General features: G+C 36.7%; 20 protein-coding genes. 7 read left to right on the top strand and 13 right to left on the bottom strand.

Translation table 11 applies throughout. The annotated features are described in order from the left end of the window. The first annotated feature begins 351 nt into the window (after nucleotides 1-351). Nucleotides 352-1,263, top strand: coding sequence for a DMT family transporter (locus BN997_RS11475; RefSeq protein WP_042532398.1), 912 nt, complete (start codon nucleotides 352-354; stop codon nucleotides 1,261-1,263). Nucleotides 1,264-1,286: 23 nt separating this feature from the next. After that, entirely contained in the window at nucleotides 1,287-2,141 is an 855-nt protein-coding gene (locus BN997_RS11470) for a DegV family protein (RefSeq protein ID WP_042532395.1), read from the top strand. A gap of 46 nt (nucleotides 2,142-2,187) precedes the next feature. Here the strand turns inward: BN997_RS11470 and BN997_RS11465 are convergent, their stop codons facing one another. The 7 genes from BN997_RS11465 to BN997_RS11435 all read right to left on the bottom strand — a co-directional run bounded on the left by BN997_RS11465 (nucleotide 2,188) and on the right by BN997_RS11435 (nucleotide 8,429). Next, nucleotides 2,188-2,883 (bottom strand): alpha/beta hydrolase, encoded by a 696-nt coding sequence (locus BN997_RS11465; protein ID WP_042532394.1) that lies wholly within the window; start codon nucleotides 2,881-2,883, stop codon nucleotides 2,188-2,190. Between the two features lie 103 nt (nucleotides 2,884-2,986). Beyond that, nucleotides 2,987-3,307 (bottom strand): hypothetical protein, encoded by a 321-nt coding sequence (locus BN997_RS11460; RefSeq protein WP_042532392.1) that lies wholly within the window; start codon nucleotides 3,305-3,307, stop codon nucleotides 2,987-2,989. A 213-nt stretch (nucleotides 3,308-3,520) separates the two neighbouring features. Beyond that, nucleotides 3,521-3,805: a glutaredoxin family protein gene (locus tag BN997_RS11455; protein ID WP_042532390.1), complete on the bottom strand. Its 285-nt coding sequence runs from the start codon at nucleotides 3,803-3,805 to the stop codon at nucleotides 3,521-3,523. Between the two features lie 227 nt (nucleotides 3,806-4,032). Beyond that, entirely contained in the window at nucleotides 4,033-4,626 is a 594-nt protein-coding gene (locus tag BN997_RS11450; protein ID WP_042532388.1) for a PepSY domain-containing protein, read from the bottom strand. A gap of 166 nt (nucleotides 4,627-4,792) precedes the next feature. Beyond that, complete coding sequence (tcuA, locus tag BN997_RS11445; RefSeq protein WP_042532386.1) at nucleotides 4,793-6,304, bottom strand: FAD-dependent tricarballylate dehydrogenase TcuA; 1,512 nt, start codon at nucleotides 6,302-6,304, stop codon at nucleotides 4,793-4,795. Nucleotides 6,305-6,402: 98 nt separating this feature from the next. After that, the gene (locus BN997_RS11440) at nucleotides 6,403-7,470 is read right to left on the bottom strand and encodes an isocitrate/isopropylmalate dehydrogenase family protein (RefSeq protein ID WP_042532384.1); all 1,068 of its coding nucleotides are present in this window, start codon (nucleotides 7,468-7,470) and stop codon (nucleotides 6,403-6,405) included. Between the two features lie 92 nt (nucleotides 7,471-7,562). After that, on the bottom strand, nucleotides 7,563-8,429 hold the full coding sequence (locus tag BN997_RS11435; RefSeq protein WP_042532382.1) for a LysR family transcriptional regulator: 867 nt from the start codon (nucleotides 8,427-8,429) through the stop codon (nucleotides 7,563-7,565). 156 nt (nucleotides 8,430-8,585) lie between these two features. On the opposite strand from BN997_RS11435, the gene BN997_RS11430 reads away from it, so the two are divergent. Genes BN997_RS11430 through BN997_RS11415 form a run of 4 tightly spaced genes read left to right on the top strand, consistent with a single transcriptional unit; the run spans nucleotide 8,586 to nucleotide 12,826 of the window. Continuing rightward, nucleotides 8,586-9,701, top strand: a complete 1,116-nt coding sequence (locus BN997_RS11430; protein ID WP_139089078.1) for a type 2 periplasmic-binding domain-containing protein — start codon at nucleotides 8,586-8,588, stop codon at nucleotides 9,699-9,701. A 14-nt stretch (nucleotides 9,702-9,715) separates the two neighbouring features. Further along, nucleotides 9,716-11,200 carry a tripartite tricarboxylate transporter permease gene (locus tag BN997_RS11425; protein ID WP_042532378.1) on the top strand — a complete coding sequence of 495 codons (1,485 nt, stop codon included), beginning with the start codon at nucleotides 9,716-9,718 and terminating at the stop codon, nucleotides 11,198-11,200. Nucleotide 11,201: 1 nt separating this feature from the next. Beyond that, complete coding sequence (locus tag BN997_RS11420; RefSeq protein ID WP_042532376.1) at nucleotides 11,202-11,645, top strand: tripartite tricarboxylate transporter TctB family protein; 444 nt, start codon at nucleotides 11,202-11,204, stop codon at nucleotides 11,643-11,645. A gap of 17 nt (nucleotides 11,646-11,662) precedes the next feature. Further along, nucleotides 11,663-12,826 carry a 2-methylaconitate cis-trans isomerase PrpF family protein gene (locus BN997_RS11415; protein WP_042532374.1) on the top strand — a complete coding sequence of 388 codons (1,164 nt, stop codon included), beginning with the start codon at nucleotides 11,663-11,665 and terminating at the stop codon, nucleotides 12,824-12,826. A 99-nt stretch (nucleotides 12,827-12,925) separates the two neighbouring features. Here the strand turns inward: BN997_RS11415 and BN997_RS11410 are convergent, their stop codons facing one another. From BN997_RS11410 to BN997_RS11390, 5 genes are all read right to left on the bottom strand, one after another. After that, nucleotides 12,926-13,558 (bottom strand): PepSY domain-containing protein, encoded by a 633-nt coding sequence (locus BN997_RS11410; RefSeq protein WP_042532372.1) that lies wholly within the window; start codon nucleotides 13,556-13,558, stop codon nucleotides 12,926-12,928. A gap of 83 nt (nucleotides 13,559-13,641) precedes the next feature. Next, nucleotides 13,642-14,997 carry a sensor histidine kinase gene (locus BN997_RS11405; protein ID WP_042532370.1) on the bottom strand — a complete coding sequence of 452 codons (1,356 nt, stop codon included), beginning with the start codon at nucleotides 14,995-14,997 and terminating at the stop codon, nucleotides 13,642-13,644. Further along, entirely contained in the window at nucleotides 14,994-15,683 is a 690-nt protein-coding gene (locus BN997_RS11400) for a response regulator transcription factor (RefSeq protein ID WP_042532368.1), read from the bottom strand. The genes BN997_RS11405 and BN997_RS11400 overlap by 4 nt, the downstream gene beginning before the upstream one ends. A 248-nt stretch (nucleotides 15,684-15,931) precedes the next feature. Beyond that, the gene (locus BN997_RS11395) at nucleotides 15,932-16,252 is read right to left on the bottom strand and encodes a thioredoxin family protein (RefSeq protein ID WP_042532366.1); all 321 of its coding nucleotides are present in this window, start codon (nucleotides 16,250-16,252) and stop codon (nucleotides 15,932-15,934) included. A 21-nt stretch (nucleotides 16,253-16,273) separates the two neighbouring features. Then, the gene (locus BN997_RS11390) at nucleotides 16,274-17,086 is read right to left on the bottom strand and encodes a DUF368 domain-containing protein (protein WP_042532364.1); all 813 of its coding nucleotides are present in this window, start codon (nucleotides 17,084-17,086) and stop codon (nucleotides 16,274-16,276) included. Between the two features lie 277 nt (nucleotides 17,087-17,363). Between BN997_RS11390 and BN997_RS11385 the strand changes: the two genes are divergently transcribed. Beyond that, nucleotides 17,364-17,555 carry a hypothetical protein gene (locus BN997_RS11385; RefSeq protein ID WP_042532362.1) on the top strand — a complete coding sequence of 64 codons (192 nt, stop codon included), beginning with the start codon at nucleotides 17,364-17,366 and terminating at the stop codon, nucleotides 17,553-17,555. 57 nt (nucleotides 17,556-17,612) lie between these two features. Here the strand turns inward: BN997_RS11385 and BN997_RS11380 are convergent, their stop codons facing one another. Then, nucleotides 17,613-18,089, bottom strand: coding sequence for a hypothetical protein (locus tag BN997_RS11380; RefSeq protein ID WP_042532360.1), 477 nt, complete (start codon nucleotides 18,087-18,089; stop codon nucleotides 17,613-17,615). Between the last annotated feature and the right edge of the window lie 288 nt (nucleotides 18,090-18,377).

Below are 18,377 nucleotides of genomic sequence, written 5' to 3'. Positions count from 1 at the left end.
GTATTTTAGCGCTTATTCATTATCAACGTTTAAAGTACAAAAAAGGCATAACCAATTCAATAAGGTAAGAGGCCCCTAAAAAATGCTTTCTTAATCATACCATACTTATATACCATATATCCAGTACACAGATTAAAATGATTTTTTTTTCGTATCATGATAAAATGTAATTAGTTATGTATGCGTATGCACTAAGAATTCCCAGTTTCTTTTCATTAAAGATTCCTCACTTCTCCAACGAAGGTTCTAAAAAATTATCATGCGCTTGCATTCAGTTTTCACATTGCACTTATATAACACCAAAGAAGAAAAAATACATCGTATTGAACATGTAAAAAGGGAGTTATCACCATGCGTCAGTCCGCCTTCAACCCTAAAGCAGCAGTTGTCATTGGGGTTTTTTCTATATCTACATCAGCAATTCTTGTCCGGCTTGCAATAGAAGCGCCTGCTTCTATTATCGCCAACTATCGTCTTTTATTTGCCGTTTTACTCTTATTGCCTTTTATTTTATTTCATTACAAGCATGAGTTTAAACGAATTTCTACAAAAAATTGGTGGCTTTCCATTCTTGCCGGCATTTTTCTAGCGCTATATTTTATTTTGTGGTTTGAATCACTCAATTACACTTCTGTCGCCAGCAGCGTTGTACTTATATCACTTCAGCCGATTTTTGCTTTTATCGGGACCTACTTTATCTTCGGCGAGCGTTTCTCATCTGGTGCAATCATCAGCATCTTCATTGTTTTACTCGGCGGATTGATTATCGGTTCAGGGGATTTTCAATTATCTGGAGAAGTCATTTACGGGGACATGCTTGCATTACTCGGAGCAATCGCTGTCACCATTTATTTTCTATCCGGTCAGCATGTACGAAAAAATGTTTCTTTAATTACCTATACATTTATTGTCTATGGTATCAGTACGGTTATACTAACACTGTTTAATCTCATCCGGCAGGAGAGTTTCTTCTCTTATCCTGCCAATCATTGGTGGATTTTTATTGCCCTGGCAATCATACCGACCTTTTTGGGGCATTCTCTTTTTAATTGGTCACTGAAATGGTTGAGTACTTCCACCATTTCCATGGCAATTGTGTTTGAACCCATTGGCGCCAGCATCCTTGCTTTTCTTATCTTGAATGAGACGCCGACCTGGGCCCAATTTCTCGGAGGAACCATTATTGTATTTGGATTATTTTTATTTATCCTTAGTACATCACGAAAAAATAAAGTTACTATTTCAACAAAGAATCACAAATAATACGCATTAAAGCAGGTGAATCAATGACAATTCAATTCATGACAGACAGCTCTGCTGATCTGCCTCTATTCTTACAAAACAAACTCCATGTAGAAATCGTTCCGTTATATCTTCATTTTAGTGACGGCCAGTACAAAAGCGGGCAAACGATGGATATTGAATTATTTCATCAGAAAGTAAAGGAATTAGGAGAGGTTCCGCGTTCAGCAGCTCCGAGTCCTTCCGATTTTTATGAAGCATATAAAAAAATCCCGCCGGAAAAGCAGATTCTGATGTTAAGTATATCTAATGAAATAAGCAGCACCTACGCAAATGCTGTGGCAGGAAAAAATATGCTCTTAGAAGAAGAGCCTGAGCGTGTTATTGAGGTGCTTAATACAAAGACGGCTTCCTGCGGTATCTACCTGCTGATGCATGAAGCAAATAAGAAAATCGAGGAAGGGTACGCATTTGAAGATCTCGTCCATCATTTAACAGAACGCATTGAACAAACTGCGACTTTATTTGTATTAAAAAGTTTAGATAATCTTGTTCTGGGCGGCCGTTTAGAAAAAATAAAGGGGAAAATCGCAAAAACGTTAAATATAAAAGTATTGATGAAGGCAACAGAGGAAGGCACTATTGATGTTGCAGAAAAAGTACGCGGTGAGAAGAAATCTTTAAAACGATTCGTTGATCAAATTGGTGAATACACACAAAATACCGAGAATAAAATCATCACGATGACCTATTGCCGAGATAAAGAAAGAGCGATAAATGTACTTGAGAAAATCCGCAGCAAATACGCTTTTTACGATGCTATTATAGAAGAATCAGGACCGCTTATTTCCACATACGGCGGTGAAGGTGCGCTAGTTATTTCTTTCTTCAAAAATTAATTATTAAAAACACTAAAAAAATGCTGGGAGTTTGTCCCAGCATTTTTTATGCAGATGATTCCATCAGAAAATCATAGACCATATTGTTTAATGTGTCTTTATCAGTCCCCAGGCAAATTAAATGTTTGGATCTTTCAAAAAAGACTACTTCCTTTTTTTCAGAGTGAATTTCTTTATCAAGATAATATGCTGTTTTATAAGGAACCATGCCATCAAGCTGTCCTTGGGCAATTAGCACTGGAGAATTCACCTTATCCAGATATTTTCTGGTAAACCGGATCAGCTTCATAAATTCAAAGTGCGCTTTTAGCGGCACAACGCCCATTTTCCTTTTATAGTGATTGAATAATTGATTTTCTTTTAATGTTCCGCGTATTCCATCGCCAACTACTGCAGCAACATCTAAGCTTATTTGTTTTAAGGATAGATATTTACCGGATGTAGCGAGCAGGACAAGCTTAGCAATATCATATTTAGCTGCTAAATAGGAAGCAATCATCCCGCCCATAGAAAATCCGATAACATAAATGGTATCAAACTGGTCAATCAGTTTCTGAAGTTCTTCTTCCGCTGCTTGAATCCATCTTTTATACGAAGCATCTTTCAAATTTAATTCTGTACCGTGACCAGGCAAAGTCGGCACTTCAATATGCCAATCTGTGCTGTCTCTTAAATAATTTGCCAATGGTTCCACTTCATAGGGCCCTCCAGTATACCCATGAATAATTAAACATCCTATCATGATTTTCTACTCCCTTTATAAAATTAAACTTAATGGAATCTCCTCCTGTGATACACAGAGCAGGAGGTTAACCTTATCATTTCTAAATCGGGCTGATATATACCTACATGAACCCTTTTACAAACGTACCAAATTGCTTCACAATCGGGGAAACTTGATGATAAGTACTTGCTAACTGACTTACTTTGCTAATCATTGTATCAAAATTAAACGGGTTATTTTCATTTGTTCCGCCGGCGCCTGCACCTGGCTGTGACTGGATTTGCTGCTGCGACATTAAATACTGTGTCGGTAATTCTGGTTTTGAAAATAATTCATATGGAGTAAGCTCTTGTCTTTCATTGTGCTGGTTAATAGTTGAAGAAACTGGTGCATAAGGATTATTTCTACTAAATCCATTAGGGGGGAAATTTCGATATTGCACATTTCTCACCTTCTTTTGCCTTTTTATAATGACGTTTCGGGAAAAGGAATTTCTATTATAAAATATACTGTATGGTAGTTGTTTTTTTCGAGGCATTCCCTGAACGTCTAAGACCATGGTAGATTCGGCTCTTTTCATCACCATTGAACCTTTACATTTACGTTTTAGATTACTACCATTTTATGCAAATGAAAGCTGATACGTGCATAGCCCTTAACCATCTTTGGACACATTTTCAAAAAAATAAGCATCCTCACTCAAATTATTAGCTAATCCTAATTCATAAAGAATTTTATTCTCTTGATTTCCCTCTATTTTCTTACCATCAATAAACAGAGTCGGTGTCCCAAAAATCTTCATTTCCTGTAATTCCTTTAAATACATTTTATTTTCTGTCACGTTTTTTAGTTCATAAGTAACATCATTCTTATCTAGAAATGCTTTTACCTTTTCCGATGCTTGACTACCTTCGCTGATAAATAATGTAACCTTCTTCATACAAATCCTCCTAATCAATCCCTTCTTAATTATTTATCAATTTTTTATTACCCTTTTTCCTCATATATGAAACTCTTTTACGTTAGAAAACTTGGTTGTTACCAAGCCCTTAGGCGACGACCTTAGTTACACTTATGTAGTAAGAAAGTTTATACTTTTTTAACTGCCAAAAAAGAGGACTAAAATCGCCCTCCTTTTTATCACCTGTATTTTAAATTTATTTTTTATCAATCATCTTCATAATCGATTTCTAAAGATAGAATATCTCCTGTTTCAGCATGAATGTCAAAATCTGCTTCTTGCTGTCCATTAACAAGTTCCAGTTCATAAACATATCTGCCATCATCATAATCTAATTCCATTTCTGTAACGTCTCCATCAAATTCCTGCTTTGCAATCTGAATTGCTTCTTCTTGTGCTATGATATTCTCTTTATTATCATTGTTTTCATTTGCTGCCGCTGTGTCCTGCTGGTTCTCTTCCAGATTTACATCATCATCATGTCTATCCTTATCGTCTATTTCTTCATAAACAACTTCACCTGACTCAGCATCCATCTTCACATCGTATTCTTGGTTTTCGACAATAATTTCTGCTTCATAAAAGGACTTATCTCCTTCTCGATCCAGTTCCATTTCTTTAACCTTACCTTGATATTCCTCTTCCAATTTCTTCGTTGCGTCCTCCATGTTTAAGCTGCCTGCTTCAACAATTTGGGGTTCTCCTTCGTTTGAACTTGCTGCTTCTGCATGGTAAATTCCTGTTCCGACAACTCCTGCTAATACAACCGCTCCTGCAAACATTCCAATTTTTTTATTCATTTATTTTTTCCTCCTTATTTCTTATTAACTACATCTTACCCGTTAATAATGACAACACCCTTTGAGTAAGATTAGAATTTCATGAGAAATAAGTTATTTGGAAAATACCCTCAAATAGAAATTGCAGTTATTTGGATATGAGCTTTGTTGTTATCAAATCAACTGCTTATTTACTGATTACTTCATCAAACTGCTCCGCATAGCTTGCTGCTGATTCTCCTGCTAGTTTCCCAAAAACAGCCCCAGACATTAAACCTGAACCACCAGGGTAATTCCCATAAAATAGACCGCCTATCATTTCCCCTGCAGCAAATAATCCCGGAATTGGATTTTGATTTTCGTCTAATACCTTGCTATGCTTATTGGCTTGAATGCCTCCAAAAGTAAAGGTAATTCCACAAGTAACTGGATAAGCATAGAATGGTGCTTGTTGAAAAGACAAAGCCCAGTTGCTTTTCGGAGGTGTAATTCCTTTTGTCCCCTTACCATCTTTGATTGCCGGGTTATAATCTCCATCCTGTACAGCGTCATTATAATCTCTTATAGTCTCTAAAAATTTATTTTTGTCTACACCTATTTTTTCAGCCAATTCTTCTATCGAGTCAGCTTTTAAACAGGTTGCTTCTTCTAGATTATATTCCGTTCTTAACAATGGACGTACCTGATTATCAAATACTTGAAACGCCTTTTGTTTTGGTTGACGAAGTGTTTCTTTTCCATATTTTGCATAAGTGTAATTTCTAAAATCTGCTCCTTCGTCAACAAAACGTTCTCCATTTGCGTTTACAATTAAGCCAAGAGGATACGAGGATTTCTTATAAATATCACCAGGTTTTTTATAATCACCAACTTTTGGAGCTTGAAAATCTGTGGTATGTGCATGACAGCTTGACCAATCACCATAAGGTTGTGCGCCCGCTTCTATTGCCATGTCCAGCCCATCACCTGTATTGAATTCACTTCCACGGACAATCGCTGCCCCCCATTCTTCGCCCAGATACTTCATACGTTTTTCCTTGTTTGCTTCAAAGCCGCCGCATGCCAAGACCACAGCCTTTGCAGGAATTTTCTTTCTTAACCCATTTTCTTCAATAATGATACCGCTTACTTTATTATTTTCAATTTCTAGTTGAAGAGCTCTTGAATCATATTGAATCTCTACTTCAAGCATTTCCAGCTTTTGAAATAAAGCCTCAACTAATCCGATACCTTTACGATATGTTTTTACTGGCAATCCTCCCCAAAACTGACGGACGCCATTGTTATCAAATGACTGGTTTTCATTCAGTTCGAATCCTACACCTTGCTGCTTCATCCATTCAATTGTCTCATAAGATTTTTCAACTAACTGTTTAGATAGCTCGGGATCACTTTTTCCTTCTGTTACTGCTATAATGTCTTGAAGAAAATCAGTTTCTTGATATTCTGGTATACTTATTTTTTCGAATTCTCCTGGTGTTAGTTGTGTTAAAATTGATTTCAACGCATGTTTGTCTTGATAAGCAAAACGTATTGCTCCATCTGTAAAAAAAGAATTCCCACCACGTTTCTCCTTGGGTCCGCGCTCCAAAACAAGAACATTAACTCCATTTTCCTTCGCAGCAATAGCTGAGCAAAGTGCCGCATTTCCAGTGCCTACAACAACTACATCGAATTTCTGGTTATCTTTTCTATTCATATTGTCCTCCCATAAATTATTTATAATTTACACTGAGTATAATACTTCTTAAAAGATAAATAAAATACTTTTTTTTTAGTATAGTTGATAAAATTTTTTTATGACTTGAGTCTTGTCAATACTTCATTTGTGAAAGCTCCGGTTCCTTTATTTCCTCCTAGATCTTTTGTTTTTACACCATCAGCTAATGTTTGATATAAACTTTTTTCTATTATTACTCCTGCCTTTTTTAATCTGGAATCAGCAAATCTTTTGCTCATCCATTCTAATAAAAGAGCAGTAGAAAGCATCATCCCGATTGGATTAGCAAGATCTTTCCCTGCTATATCCGGCGCAGATCCATGAGCTGCTTGCGCCATGGCAACATCCTTATTAGCATTAATAGAAGGTGCAAGCCCTAAACTTCCAATTAATTCACCAGTTAAGTCAGATAGAATATCTCCAAACATATTTTCCGTCACAATGATATCAAAGTCTGACATTCGCCGAACAATATGGGCACACATTGCATCTATATGATAATCATCTACTTGCACCTCTGGATAATTCTTCGCAACCTCTTTACATACTTCCAAAAACATGCCTGACCCCATACGAATTACATTTGCTTTGTGAACAATGCTCACCTTTTTTTTTCGTTGCATCGCTTTTTGAAAAGCAGCATGAGCAATTCTTTCAATAGCTTGCCTGGTGAAGACCCCTGTAGTAAGTACAACATCCCGGGTAACCTGAAACTCTCCTACTCCTTGAAACATATTCCGATCCACGTAAAAACCTTCTGTATTTTCTCTGTAAATAATCAGGTCCGCTTCCTTCACTACTCCATGAATGCCAGGGAACGTTTTTGTCGGACGAATATTCGCAAATAAATCAAATCGATGCCGTAATTCACCGCTAGGATTACGCATTGCTTTAAACCTCTCAGGATAAGATGCAGAATCGTGTGGCCCTAAAATCCATCCATGACATTGCTTTAAAGCTGCAATCGTCTCATCGGGGAGCGGGTGTCCTGCTTCCCGGATTCCTTTCCAACCAACTAGAAGCTGGACCCATTTGATCTCAACTTTCTGCTTTTTAATAGCTGCATTTACTACACGAGCAGTTGCATGGACAATTTCTGGACCAATTCCATCTCCTTCTAATAAACCAAGTTTATATAATGTCATTCTTTTCCTCCTTTTCACGCTTTGGCTTTTAACATAATTTATCTTTTAATAAACGTCTAATACTTTTTTCTTTAATAAGACGATAAATAAATTTAATCTTCTTCATTCCATTGTTTTAAATAGTTTACAAAATGCTTAACTACTGACAAATTTTCAAATAATTGGTTATAAACAAGCCAAGTTTCTCTTGTAACCAATGTTCCATCTTTAAAATAAATTGCCTGCTGGTATAAATCATCATCTTGTTTCAAACATATCCCGGGAACAATAGCAAAACCCAAATTATTTTTTACCATTTCTTTACATGTTTCAAGCCGATCTACTTCCATTTCAATATTCGCAGGTTCTGAAAACTGATCTGCCCACCAGGTTGTAATGCTCTCTTTCAATGAGCTGTCAGTATTATAATTAATCAAGCGATATTCTGGTAAAAAATCCATATTTATTTTTTCTTTAGAAATAAGATATAGCGCTTCTCTCTTTAAAAGTATTTTTTCTCCATGCCATCCTCGTATATTTCTTAAGATGCCTACATGAACACTGGAATTATTAAGAAATTCAATAACCTGTGTACTCCAGCCAGTTTTAACATTAAACCGAACATTCGGAAAATTATTAGAAAAATCCTTCAATACTCTTGGCAGCAAGTACTGGGCAAAATTACTGGATACGCCTATTCGCAGGGTTCCAGACACCTCATCTTTCATATTACTCATTGTATCTTTCACAAACTGAAACTGTTTAAGCATTTCTCGAGAATAATTCACTAAATACTCTCCTTCAGAAGTAAATTCTATTCCATTTTTTGTTTTAAAAAAAATTCTTACCCCTAAATTCCCTTCTAAATTTCTGAGTCTATAACTTAAAGATGGTTGAGATACATATAATTTTTCTGCTGTACGAGTCATATTTTTTTCCTCATGAAGCGTTTTCAATAAAATCCAATCTTTTTGTTCCATCTTATTCCTCCTCTGGATTTATTTAAATCCCATTATGTAGAAAACATCATAGGTTATCAAGTTTTTTTATGAAGATAAATAAAATATCATTATTTTACTTATTCTCTGAAAGCGTTTACTATAAAAACAATTATTATTTGGAAAGGGATGAATCTTTTGAAAATAAATCTTTTTTATATCTTATTACTCTTGATGAGTGCCATGCTAATAGGCTGTAACACCATGGAAGCAACAGGAACAGAGAATGATAAAAATGCAAGTACTTCTTATGATGGAGAAACGATTTCGTTTGTTGTTCCTTTTCAGGCTGGAGGAGGAACAGATGTTTTTGCTAGATTTATGACACCTTACTTTGCCAAACATATTGAAGGGGAGCCCCGAGTCCAGGTAGAAAATATTCCTGGAGGTGCAAGTATTACCGGAACGAATGAATACGCTAATTCTCGTTCACCAAATGGATTCAATATTCTTACCTCCAGTGCCTCGTCACACGTTCCGTTTATATTGGAGCAGTCTTCTGTAGATTATGATTTAGATGATTTCACCCCATTAATAGGCGCTCCATCAGGGGGGATTGTTTATACAAAACCGGAACTTGCAAAGGACGGAATGGAAAACTTGCTTTCTTTAGAGAATGAACTATATTATGCAGGCATTTCGCCAACTGGGCTGGATTTGGTAACCCTGCTGTCTTTTGAAGTTTTAGAGATGGATGTCAAAGCTGTATTAGGTTATGAAGGCCGTGGTCCATCACGCGTTGCTTTTGAACAAGGAGAAAGCAATATTGATTACCAAACCACTTCTGCCTATAAAAGTAATGTAGAAAATTTAGTAGAAGAAGGAAATGCTGTTCCTTTATATAGTTTAGGTCAAGTGGATCAAGATGGGAATCTTATTAGAGATCCGCAATTTCCCGAGCTTCCTACTATTGAAGAAATTTATATCGATATCTATGGAACAGAACCCAGCGGAGAAGCATGGGAAGCTTATAAGCAAACCGTGGCTGCTTCCTATAGCTTAAACAAAGTTATTTGGGTACACAAAAACGCACCAAACCATTCCAAAAAAATACTGCAGCAAGGAATGGAAAATTTAATTGAAGATACGAGCTTTGAAGAAGAATCACAGGATATTCTTGAAGGGTATGATGCCTTTGTGGGAGAGGAATTAAATAATCAAATTGAACAGTCCTTCTCCATTTCACCAGATACCAAAAAATGGATCATTGAATATTTACAACTTCATTATGATATTGACATTAATAAGCTATAGAAAGGAGTAATTTCATGATTGAAAGTGCAATCGAAGCTTTAATGATCGTATTAGATCCTTCAAGACTAATCTATATGTTTTTAGGTATTGGAATTGGAGTCATTGTTGGATTACTGCCAGGTTTAAGCGGAACAGTTGGTATGTCTTTACTGCTTCCATTCGTTTTCGGACTGGAACCATATGTTGGAATGGCTCTTTTAATTGGAATGATTGCTGTAATTCATACAGGAGATACCTTCCCTTCCATACTATTTGGTATACCAGGGACTTCGGGTTCTCAAGCAACCATTATGGATGGATACCCATTAACAAAAAAAGGAGGAGCTTCTAGAGCAATGGGCGCATCCTTTTTCTCCTCCATGATTGGAGGTGTTATTGGCGGAATTGCGCTTTATTTAACAATTCCTTTTGCCAGACCATTAATTACCTCATTCAGCTCACCCGAATTATTCATGCTGACAATGTTAGGCCTTAGTATGGCAGGATTATTAGCAGGAAAATCACCAATAAAAGGAATCATCTCCGGGATTCTTGGTTTGCTTATTGGCGCTGTAGGAAGCGCACCGGCAGTTCCTGAGTACAGATATACATTGGATACACTTTATTTAACACAAGGGATTTCTTTACCCGTTGTTGCAATGGCTATCTTTGCATTCCCGATTCTTATTACAATGCTAACAGACAAAGGAAGTGTATCAAGTCACGCTAAATTGCAAAGCGGCATTCTAAAGGGAGTTATGGATGCGCTGAAAAATAAATTTTTAGTATTTCGCAGTGCAGTTATTGGTGCTCTAATCGGATTTATCCCAGGACTCGGCGGTAGCGTTGTCGACTGGATTGCTTATGGTGCGGGGCAAAAAACCGTTAAAAATAATTATTTTGGCAGCGGTGATATCCGAGGCGTAATTGCTCCAGAAAGTGCCAATAATGCTAAAGAAGGAGGCTCTCTTGTCCCAACATTACTTTTCGGTATACCAGGCAGTGGAACTACCGCAATCCTGCTGGGAGGGCTTACACTCATGGGTCTGGAAGCAGGACCGAAAATGTTGTCTGACGATCTTCCTGTAACCTTATCTATTGTATGGACGCTCGTATTTGCAAATATTTTCGGTGCATTATTATGTATGTTGTTAGTTCGCCCTATCTCCAAAATCAGTTTAGTTCCAGGAGAAAAAATTGTTCCCTTTCTTTTAGTTTTATTAGTGGTAGGTGCCTACCAAAGTACGATGTCATGGGGAGATTTGATTGTATTTGTTGTTATCGGCTTACTTGGTTACGTTATGACAATCTTAGATTGGCCGCGTCCTCCATTACTTATTGGTTTTGTGCTCGCCCTCCCTGCTGAAAGATATTACTGGATATCCATTGAAAGGTACGGATGGGAATGGCTTACAAATCCACTAGTCATTGCACTTGCCATTATTATCGTGCTTCTTCTTGCAGGAGGAACAATCATGAAACGTTTTAGTAAAAAATTTGAAAGTAAAGGGGGAATATAAAATGAACAAAGATTATCTTAATCTTATTTTTAGCGGATTTCTTTTTTCCTTATTTACATTTACTTTAATTGAAGCATTGACCTTTAGTAAATTAGCACAATTTTTCCCTCTCTATATTTCTGTTGCTGGTGTAATATTAACGTTTGTTTATTTCATAGCTCAGGTATTTACAATCTATAAACAACAGAAAAAAGAGGAAAATCAAACAATTCTTCCTTTATTACAACCGCTTAAATATATCGGATGGGTGATTGGTTACTTATTACTTATTTTTATCGGAGGATTATTGTTAGCAACAGTTATATTCTTATTTACATTCCTAATTTTCGAATCAAAAATGAAACTGCTATCAGCCGGGATTTCTGTAGTTTTTGTTCTTATTTGCGTCTCCCTGTTGAGTTCAGCTCTTGATATTTATTGGCCGACAAATTTAATTGGATTTTAAGCAAAGGAGAATGATTTATGAGAGATTATGAAAAAATACGTTCAGTAATTATACGTGGTGGAACAAGCAAAGGTGTTTTTATCTTAAAAAACGATTTGCCTGATGATCCAGAAGTTAGAGACAGAGTAATTCTTTCCATCTATGGCGGGACAGATGAAAGACAAATTGATGGATTAGGAGGAGCAGATTCACTAACTAGTAAGCTGGCTATTATAAGTGTCTCTACTAGACCTGATGCAGATATCGAATTTACATTTGGACAGGTTGGCATTGGAACAGGGAAAATTGACTATAATTCAAACTGTGGAAATATTTTAAGCGGTGTTGGGCCTTTCGCCGTCGATGAAGGTTTGGTTGCTGTACAAAAACCATACACAAAGGTAAGGATTTTTAATACAAATACAAATACGATAATTGAAGCTTGTGTTCCAGTCAGCTCTGGAAAATCAGTATCTGAAGGAGACTATACTATCGATGGTGTACCAGGAAAAGGAGCAAAAATAGATTTAAATTTTCTTCATGCTGATGGTGCAAAAACTGGGAAGCTTTTTCCTACAGGTAATCGAAAAGAAATCCTTCATACAAAAGCGGGAGATTTTAATGTCAGTATAGTTGATATAGCTGCACCAGCAGTATTTATTCAAGCGGAGCAATTAGGCCTTACTGGAACAGAGATGCATACTGATTTAACAGCAAAGCAGCTGAATACTTTGGAAATAATCCGTTCATCCGCTGCTAAAAAAATAGGTTTTGTAGAAAGTGTGGAAGATGCGACAAAGGTAACCCCATCAAGTCCTAAAATTATTATGGTTTCTCCGTCACAGACATACACAAATATACATGGAGATATCATAGAGCATCAAACAATTCATTTAACAGCTCGCGCAATGTCTATGCAAAAAATGCATAAAACATTTCCCGTTACTGGCGGAATCTGTACAGCAGCTGCTGCAAAATTGACGGGAACCATAGTTTATGAATGCAGTACTAATCCTTATTATAATGAAGTTATTATTGGCCATCCATCAGGGTCTATGGAATTTTCTATCGACTGTAAAGACAATGGTCAACTGGTTCAATTTAACAAAACAGCTGTAGCTAGAACCTCCCGTCGTTTGATGGAAGGCTACGCTTATGTGCCAAAAGAATTATTTTGGAATGAGACAGAATCTATTTATTAGTCATATTACCAACTAAAATTCTTCATTCATTAAAAATCCAAACGTTTACCTCTCACATTTCTTTCAAGGAGAATACGTTTGGATTTCTTTATAATACTTTTAATCATCTAAATCAATTTCCAATGAAACAATATTCCCCGTATAAGCATTAATTTCAATCGTAGCTTCATCTTCTCCATTGATAATTTCGATTTCATAAACTAAAATGTCGTCATCCGAATCCATTTCCAAATCTGTGACTTCTCCCGGGAATTCTTTTTTGGCAATTTCCATTGCTTCTTCATGTGATATCACAGCATCATTTTCTGCCGCTTGATTATCAGCATTACTGTCTGTTTTTTCTTCGGCAGTTTCTGTGTCCTCATTTGATTCTGGATTTTCATTTTCACCTTCTTTTGCAGGCTCTGTATCGTTTTCTGTTTCTTTCTCTTGATGATGTTCAGCTGTTTTTTCCGTAGCTGTCAAATCAATTACCTGCCCTGTATCTCCATTTAATTTTAAGGAATAGACACCTTGATTCTGCGTGATTTCCATCTGATAAACCGGTTCCCCATTCTCCACACTCAATTCAGGTTCTGTGTGTTGACCGGGATATTGGGCAGTGACAAGGTTACTGATTTCCTCTCTGCTTAGATCCGGATTAGAAGATGTAGCATTAGTCTGATATACGGTTAAACCAATAATACCAAGCACCATCAGACCGCCAATCACCCAGATTATATTTTTACGCATGCTCTATCCCCCCTTTCTCTCTAGTATAAACAGCAGTTTTTATGAAAGCATGATAACTAGATTAGAAATTGATGAGAAAAATGTTATTTGGAAAGAATCCAAGTAAATGTTGATCCCTGACCAATTTCACTCTCCACGGTGATTTCTCCATCATGTCTTTCAATGATTTCTTTAGCAATAGCTAATCCAAGGCCCGTTCCGCCAGTTTCTCGATTTCTGGCACGATCCACGCGGTAGAAACGGTCGAAAATCTTCTCCTGTTCTTCAAGAGCAATACCTTCCCCATCATCTTTAAATTGAATCACAGTTTTCTCCGTATCTGTATGCATTGTTACCAGAACTGCTTCTTCACTATATTTTAATGCATTTTCAATTAATATATATGGGATTTGTTTTAGCTGATCGATATTACCAAAGCTTTCATAATTTCCAGCTTCGGCTTCCAGCTGAATGCTCCGTTCAGGGTATGCCTTTTGGAACGTCTGAATAACCTGCTTTACTATCGTTTGTATATTTACTGCCTGCTTCTGTTCCTCATTTTTATGCTTTGCTAATAATAGCAGCTGCTCTACAAGCTTCTGCATCCGGTCAGCCTCTGAATCAATGGCTCCTACAGATTCATCCAGTAATTCCGGACGCTTCTTTCCTTGACGTTCAATAAGCTGGGCGTAGCTTTTGATAATCTGAATAGGTGTTTTCAGTTCATGAGATGCATTGGATACAAAGGCTTCCTGTTTCTCAAAGTTTTCTTTTAAGGAGTCAATCATTTCATTAAATGTGGTTTCCATTTCGTAAAGCTCATCCTTAGAACGCTCATCCACATCAATCTTCTGCCAATTTTTATTAAGGATATTCCGTCGCATCGTATCCTTTAGCTTTTGAATTGGTGTTAATAAAAAGCGGCTTAAAACGATACTCGCTATAACAGTTGGAATCAGTATCACTGCACTGGAGAATAAAAGCACGTATGTTAATGTCCCCATTGTTTCATCTAAATAAACCAGTTCATTCGCTACCTGAACTGTAACAATTTCGCCACTTTCCCAAATGATTGGTTTTTCGATAACCGCAAAATTGCTTCCTGTGTTGTCGTCTTGGACAATACGGCTTGTTTCTGATGTTGTATAACTTACACTCAAGTCTGTATAACGATTTGATTTTGTCTGCACAGGAAGAACATCATTCTCTGTTTCATTTATAATTCGAATAATTCCGTTCGCTGGCAAATAAGCCTTTAACAGTTCTCCCATTGCTTCTTCCGATAAGGAATTATTTTCGGCAATGGTAGACACTAACGCGTCTGCCTGGATATGAAGCTGATCGATTTCTCCATTGGAAGCCGTTCGGTAAAATAGAAAATAAATTGCCGTATGTGAAATAGCAATCACCAAAAACATAAAAACAGATGAAAATAAAATGATTTTTTTACGTAATGTCATTGGCTTCCTTCCTTAATCGAATAGCCTACGCCACGTATCGTTTGAATATATGCTTTATCATATCCTTTATCTATCTTTTGACGCAGGTAGCGGATATAGACATCTACCACATTTGTTTCACCAATATAGTCAAAGCCCCAGACCTTTTCAATTAATTGTTCGCGTGTCAATACTCTATTTTTATTTTCCAATAGACAGACTAATAAATTATATTCTCTAGGTGTTAATTCAATCATATTACCTGACCGGATAACTTCGTGCGCCGCCGTGTCAATTTGTAAATCGCCTACTTGCAATGTTTCATTACTGCTCCCGCTCTGAACGGTTTTCCGTAAATTCGCACGGATACGGGCTAGCAATTCTTCAATTTGAAAAGGTTTAGTTATATAATCATTTGCACCAAGGTCAAGGCCGTTCACTTTATCATACACTTCATCACGGGCAGTCAGTAAAATAACCGGGGTGTCGTTCTCCTGTCTGCGGACTCTCCTTAATACTTCCAGACCGCTTAATTCAGGTATCATAATATCTAATAAAATAAGACTCCATTCTTCCGCTTCTATATATTCCAGCGCTTGTTTGCCATCTGCTGCAACGATTGTTTCGTAGCCTTCATATTCTAATTCTAATTGCAAAACACGGCTGATTTTTTGTTCGTCCTCAACAATAAGTATTCGTTCCTGCATGGCCTGTGCTCCTTTCTAAAGAAAACATGACACTTCCTCTAACCGGGGTGTCCAACGTACGTTATTTTTTCACTTTTTTATATTTAAAGCATACGAATTAATTATACAAAAAAACTGTCCCCAAAACAGCTGAATGAATAATTACCTACGTAAATCACTCTGCTTTATCAAGCAGAATTGTCTATTCGTTCAATCCTTTTGGGAAACAGTTTAATTCAAGCATGGTCTAAGCCTGCTGTCAAAGCCTTTTAGCCTAGATGTTGTTTCAAGAAATCTGTAACAGAATCCGGCGTTTTGGTATACGCGCTATGCTGATGAGCGATCTTCTCACCGTTTTGGAATAAAAGAATGCTTGGAATGCCCATTACTTCATACTTCTCGGCTAATCCAGACACTTCATCACTATTCACCTCATACCAGTCATAGCCGTTGAATTCTTCCATTACCTCGCCGATGAACATGTCCATACGTTTACAGTCGGGACACCAGTCTGCAAAGAATTTTATAATTACCGGTTTTTCACTTTGAATAATTTCTTGAAATGCTGCTTCTGTTTTAATTGCTTCCATCATCATCTCTCCCATTCCATTTTATTTATATTCTAATCTGCCCAATGCCAATGCTGCAATTAATCCGCCTATAAATAAAAGGATACACACAATAATACTTCCAGCGCCTGCCGGGATACCCGGAAAAACAATGGTAACGGCACCGATAACAAGCCCGATGATAATCGCGTAGGTACTTGTAAAATAATTTCTTAAAAAATAAGCAATAATTTTACTCATAATAATAAAACCAAGTGCAATCCCCGCACCTGCCACAATGATAACAGAAAACTGAAAATTACTGATGGCAGCCATTATCGTTGGATATACACCAAGCAGCATCATTATCATAGATCCGCTAATTCCCGGCACCATCATCACACTGCTGCCGATAAATCCCGCAATAAATAATAAGATATACGTATCTGTATTAATATCTTGAATAACCTGTCCCTCATTCGGATTTAAAATTCCCAATCCGCTAACAACAATGAACCCAATAATCAGCAATATATACTGTTTTGCCTGGAACTTTGTTTTCCCTTCTGCCTTTTGATATAAGAACGGAATTACTCCAATAACCAGTCCTAAAAAGAAAAATTGTGTTTGCGTTGGGTAATGTGTAAACAGCCAATCAATCACTCTGGCAAATAAGAAGATGGCTGTAACCATGCCAACCCCTAACGGAATTAAAAAGCTAAGATGCTTCTTCCAATCCTTACTGAAAAAACCGCTTATTGATGCAATTAACTGTTCATAAATGCCTAATAATACAGCGATTGTTCCCCCGCTTATTCCTGGAACAACCTCTACGGAACCCATAATTAAACCACGATATACATTTTTCCATTCCATGTATGCTTGTTCTCCTTCATATTTCATTACTACCAGGTTATTTTATCAAAAGTGGTCAGAAAAATATACTTTAGAAAAGGTTTTATTCATTAATTTACAAATTGTTCAAATATCATTTACAGAAATAAAGCAGCATACATATATTAAAAAGGCTTTTATCATGACGATGATTGACATATCCTTTATACTGTTGGTATAGATTAAAATAGAAAAGAAAAACTAGATAATAACCATCATTATATATATCGTTGTGTTCAGATTTTTAGGGGGAAGGAAGATGAAACGGTATTTAACATTAATTCTTTTTTTAGTAAGTATTCTTATCATCTATATTGGAGCTAAATTGCAGCTGTATTGGAGCGGCGTTGTTGCATGGGGGCTTGCATTAGTATGCCTTATTTTTGCCGTACACTTTTCAAAATACATTCCGAATGAAAAAGTCTCTAAAAAGAAAAAGAAGGAAATCTAAAAAAATCTCCCCGTTATCCACTGTACTGTAGTGACGAGGAGATTTTCATATTTTATATTACTCCATTTCCTTTAATATCTGTACCCTTCTATCTATTTCTTCATCATCGATTTCACTGTCATTCAGTTGGGTATAATCGATTGTGTAAATATCTTCGCCGTCAAGATATACCTTGCTGACCTGAAATTGCTCTGCAAATTCCGGGGTAGCCTCTGTCATACCAGAAGGAAAGATAGCATAATCTTCCTCTTGTTCTAAAATATTTATTTCAACGGAGCCTAATTCCTCTGCCGTGCTCATCCATTGATCTATATATTCTTCAATCGTCAAATAATCCTTCATATCTGCTAATACTTCGACAGTTAATTGCTGGAGCGGATTATTTCCAATCATGATATCAGCAATGGCATAACCCACTTCTTCCGTATAGTACGCTACGGTTAATGTATCATCAACCGAGCTGAAATCTAATTTTTTTATAGCATCGGCATACTCTCCGTCCAGCTGTTCGATATCCTGACCGCTGTATTCCATCCCAGTATAAGCATCGCTAATCTCATTGCCTTCCCATCAACAAAGGTTGTATCGATTGTTTCTGTGCCGTATATCTTCCAACCATTATCCTCTTTCCGATACAAATTTATCATTTTCATCATAACATACGATAGATGGATTTTTTTAGCAATCTGCGCCATAATAAGATAAAGCGATATTTTATTCAGTCTAACGTTTTTCTGCCTCATCAGCTTAAAAGTTAGTACCCTAAGGATATCTGCTTAAAGGTATGATTTCTTAAAGATTCTTGAAACATATCAATGAAGT

The sequence above is a fragment of the Oceanobacillus oncorhynchi genome, assembly GCF_000821065.1.
In the GTDB taxonomy this organism is placed as follows: Bacteria; Bacillota; Bacilli; order Bacillales; family Amphibacillaceae; genus Oceanobacillus; species Oceanobacillus oncorhynchi.
This window is presented reverse-complemented; position numbering and strand designations above follow the sequence as displayed.

Excerpts from the sequence above, each read along its gene's own strand:
- BN997_RS11465 (WP_042532394.1), bottom strand. The coding sequence starts at position 2,883 with ATGATAGGATGTTTAATTATTCATGGGTATACTGGAGGGCCCTATGAA.
- BN997_RS11390 (WP_042532364.1), bottom strand. The coding sequence starts at position 17,086 with ATGGAATGGAAAAATGTATATCGTGGTTTAATTATGGGTTCCGTAGAG.
- BN997_RS11395 (WP_042532366.1), bottom strand. The coding sequence starts at position 16,252 with ATGGAAGCAATTAAAACAGAAGCAGCATTTCAAGAAATTATTCAAAGT.
- tcuA (WP_042532386.1), bottom strand. The coding sequence starts at position 6,304 with ATGAATAGAAAAGATAACCAGAAATTCGATGTAGTTGTTGTAGGCACT.
- BN997_RS11415 (WP_042532374.1), top strand. The coding sequence starts at position 11,663 with ATGAGAGATTATGAAAAAATACGTTCAGTAATTATACGTGGTGGAACA.
- BN997_RS11405 (WP_042532370.1), bottom strand. The coding sequence starts at position 14,997 with ATGACATTACGTAAAAAAATCATTTTATTTTCATCTGTTTTTATGTTT.
- BN997_RS11450 (WP_042532388.1), bottom strand. The coding sequence starts at position 4,626 with ATGAATAAAAAAATTGGAATGTTTGCAGGAGCGGTTGTATTAGCAGGA.
- BN997_RS11440 (WP_042532384.1), bottom strand. The coding sequence starts at position 7,470 with ATGACATTATATAAACTTGGTTTATTAGAAGGAGATGGAATTGGTCCA.
- BN997_RS11470 (WP_042532395.1), top strand. The coding sequence starts at position 1,287 with ATGACAATTCAATTCATGACAGACAGCTCTGCTGATCTGCCTCTATTC.
- BN997_RS11400 (WP_042532368.1), bottom strand. The coding sequence starts at position 15,683 with ATGCAGGAACGAATACTTATTGTTGAGGACGAACAAAAAATCAGCCGT.
- BN997_RS11425 (WP_042532378.1), top strand. The coding sequence starts at position 9,716 with ATGATTGAAAGTGCAATCGAAGCTTTAATGATCGTATTAGATCCTTCA.
- BN997_RS11380 (WP_042532360.1), bottom strand. The coding sequence starts at position 18,089 with ATGGAATACAGCGGTCAGGATATCGAACAGCTGGACGGAGAGTATGCC.
- BN997_RS11475 (WP_042532398.1), top strand. The coding sequence starts at position 352 with ATGCGTCAGTCCGCCTTCAACCCTAAAGCAGCAGTTGTCATTGGGGTT.
- BN997_RS11420 (WP_042532376.1), top strand. The coding sequence starts at position 11,202 with ATGAACAAAGATTATCTTAATCTTATTTTTAGCGGATTTCTTTTTTCC.
- BN997_RS11410 (WP_042532372.1), bottom strand. The coding sequence starts at position 13,558 with ATGCGTAAAAATATAATCTGGGTGATTGGCGGTCTGATGGTGCTTGGT.
- BN997_RS11435 (WP_042532382.1), bottom strand. The coding sequence starts at position 8,429 with ATGGAACAAAAAGATTGGATTTTATTGAAAACGCTTCATGAGGAAAAA.
- BN997_RS11455 (WP_042532390.1), bottom strand. The coding sequence starts at position 3,805 with ATGAAGAAGGTTACATTATTTATCAGCGAAGGTAGTCAAGCATCGGAA.
- BN997_RS11385 (WP_042532362.1), top strand. The coding sequence starts at position 17,364 with ATGAAACGGTATTTAACATTAATTCTTTTTTTAGTAAGTATTCTTATC.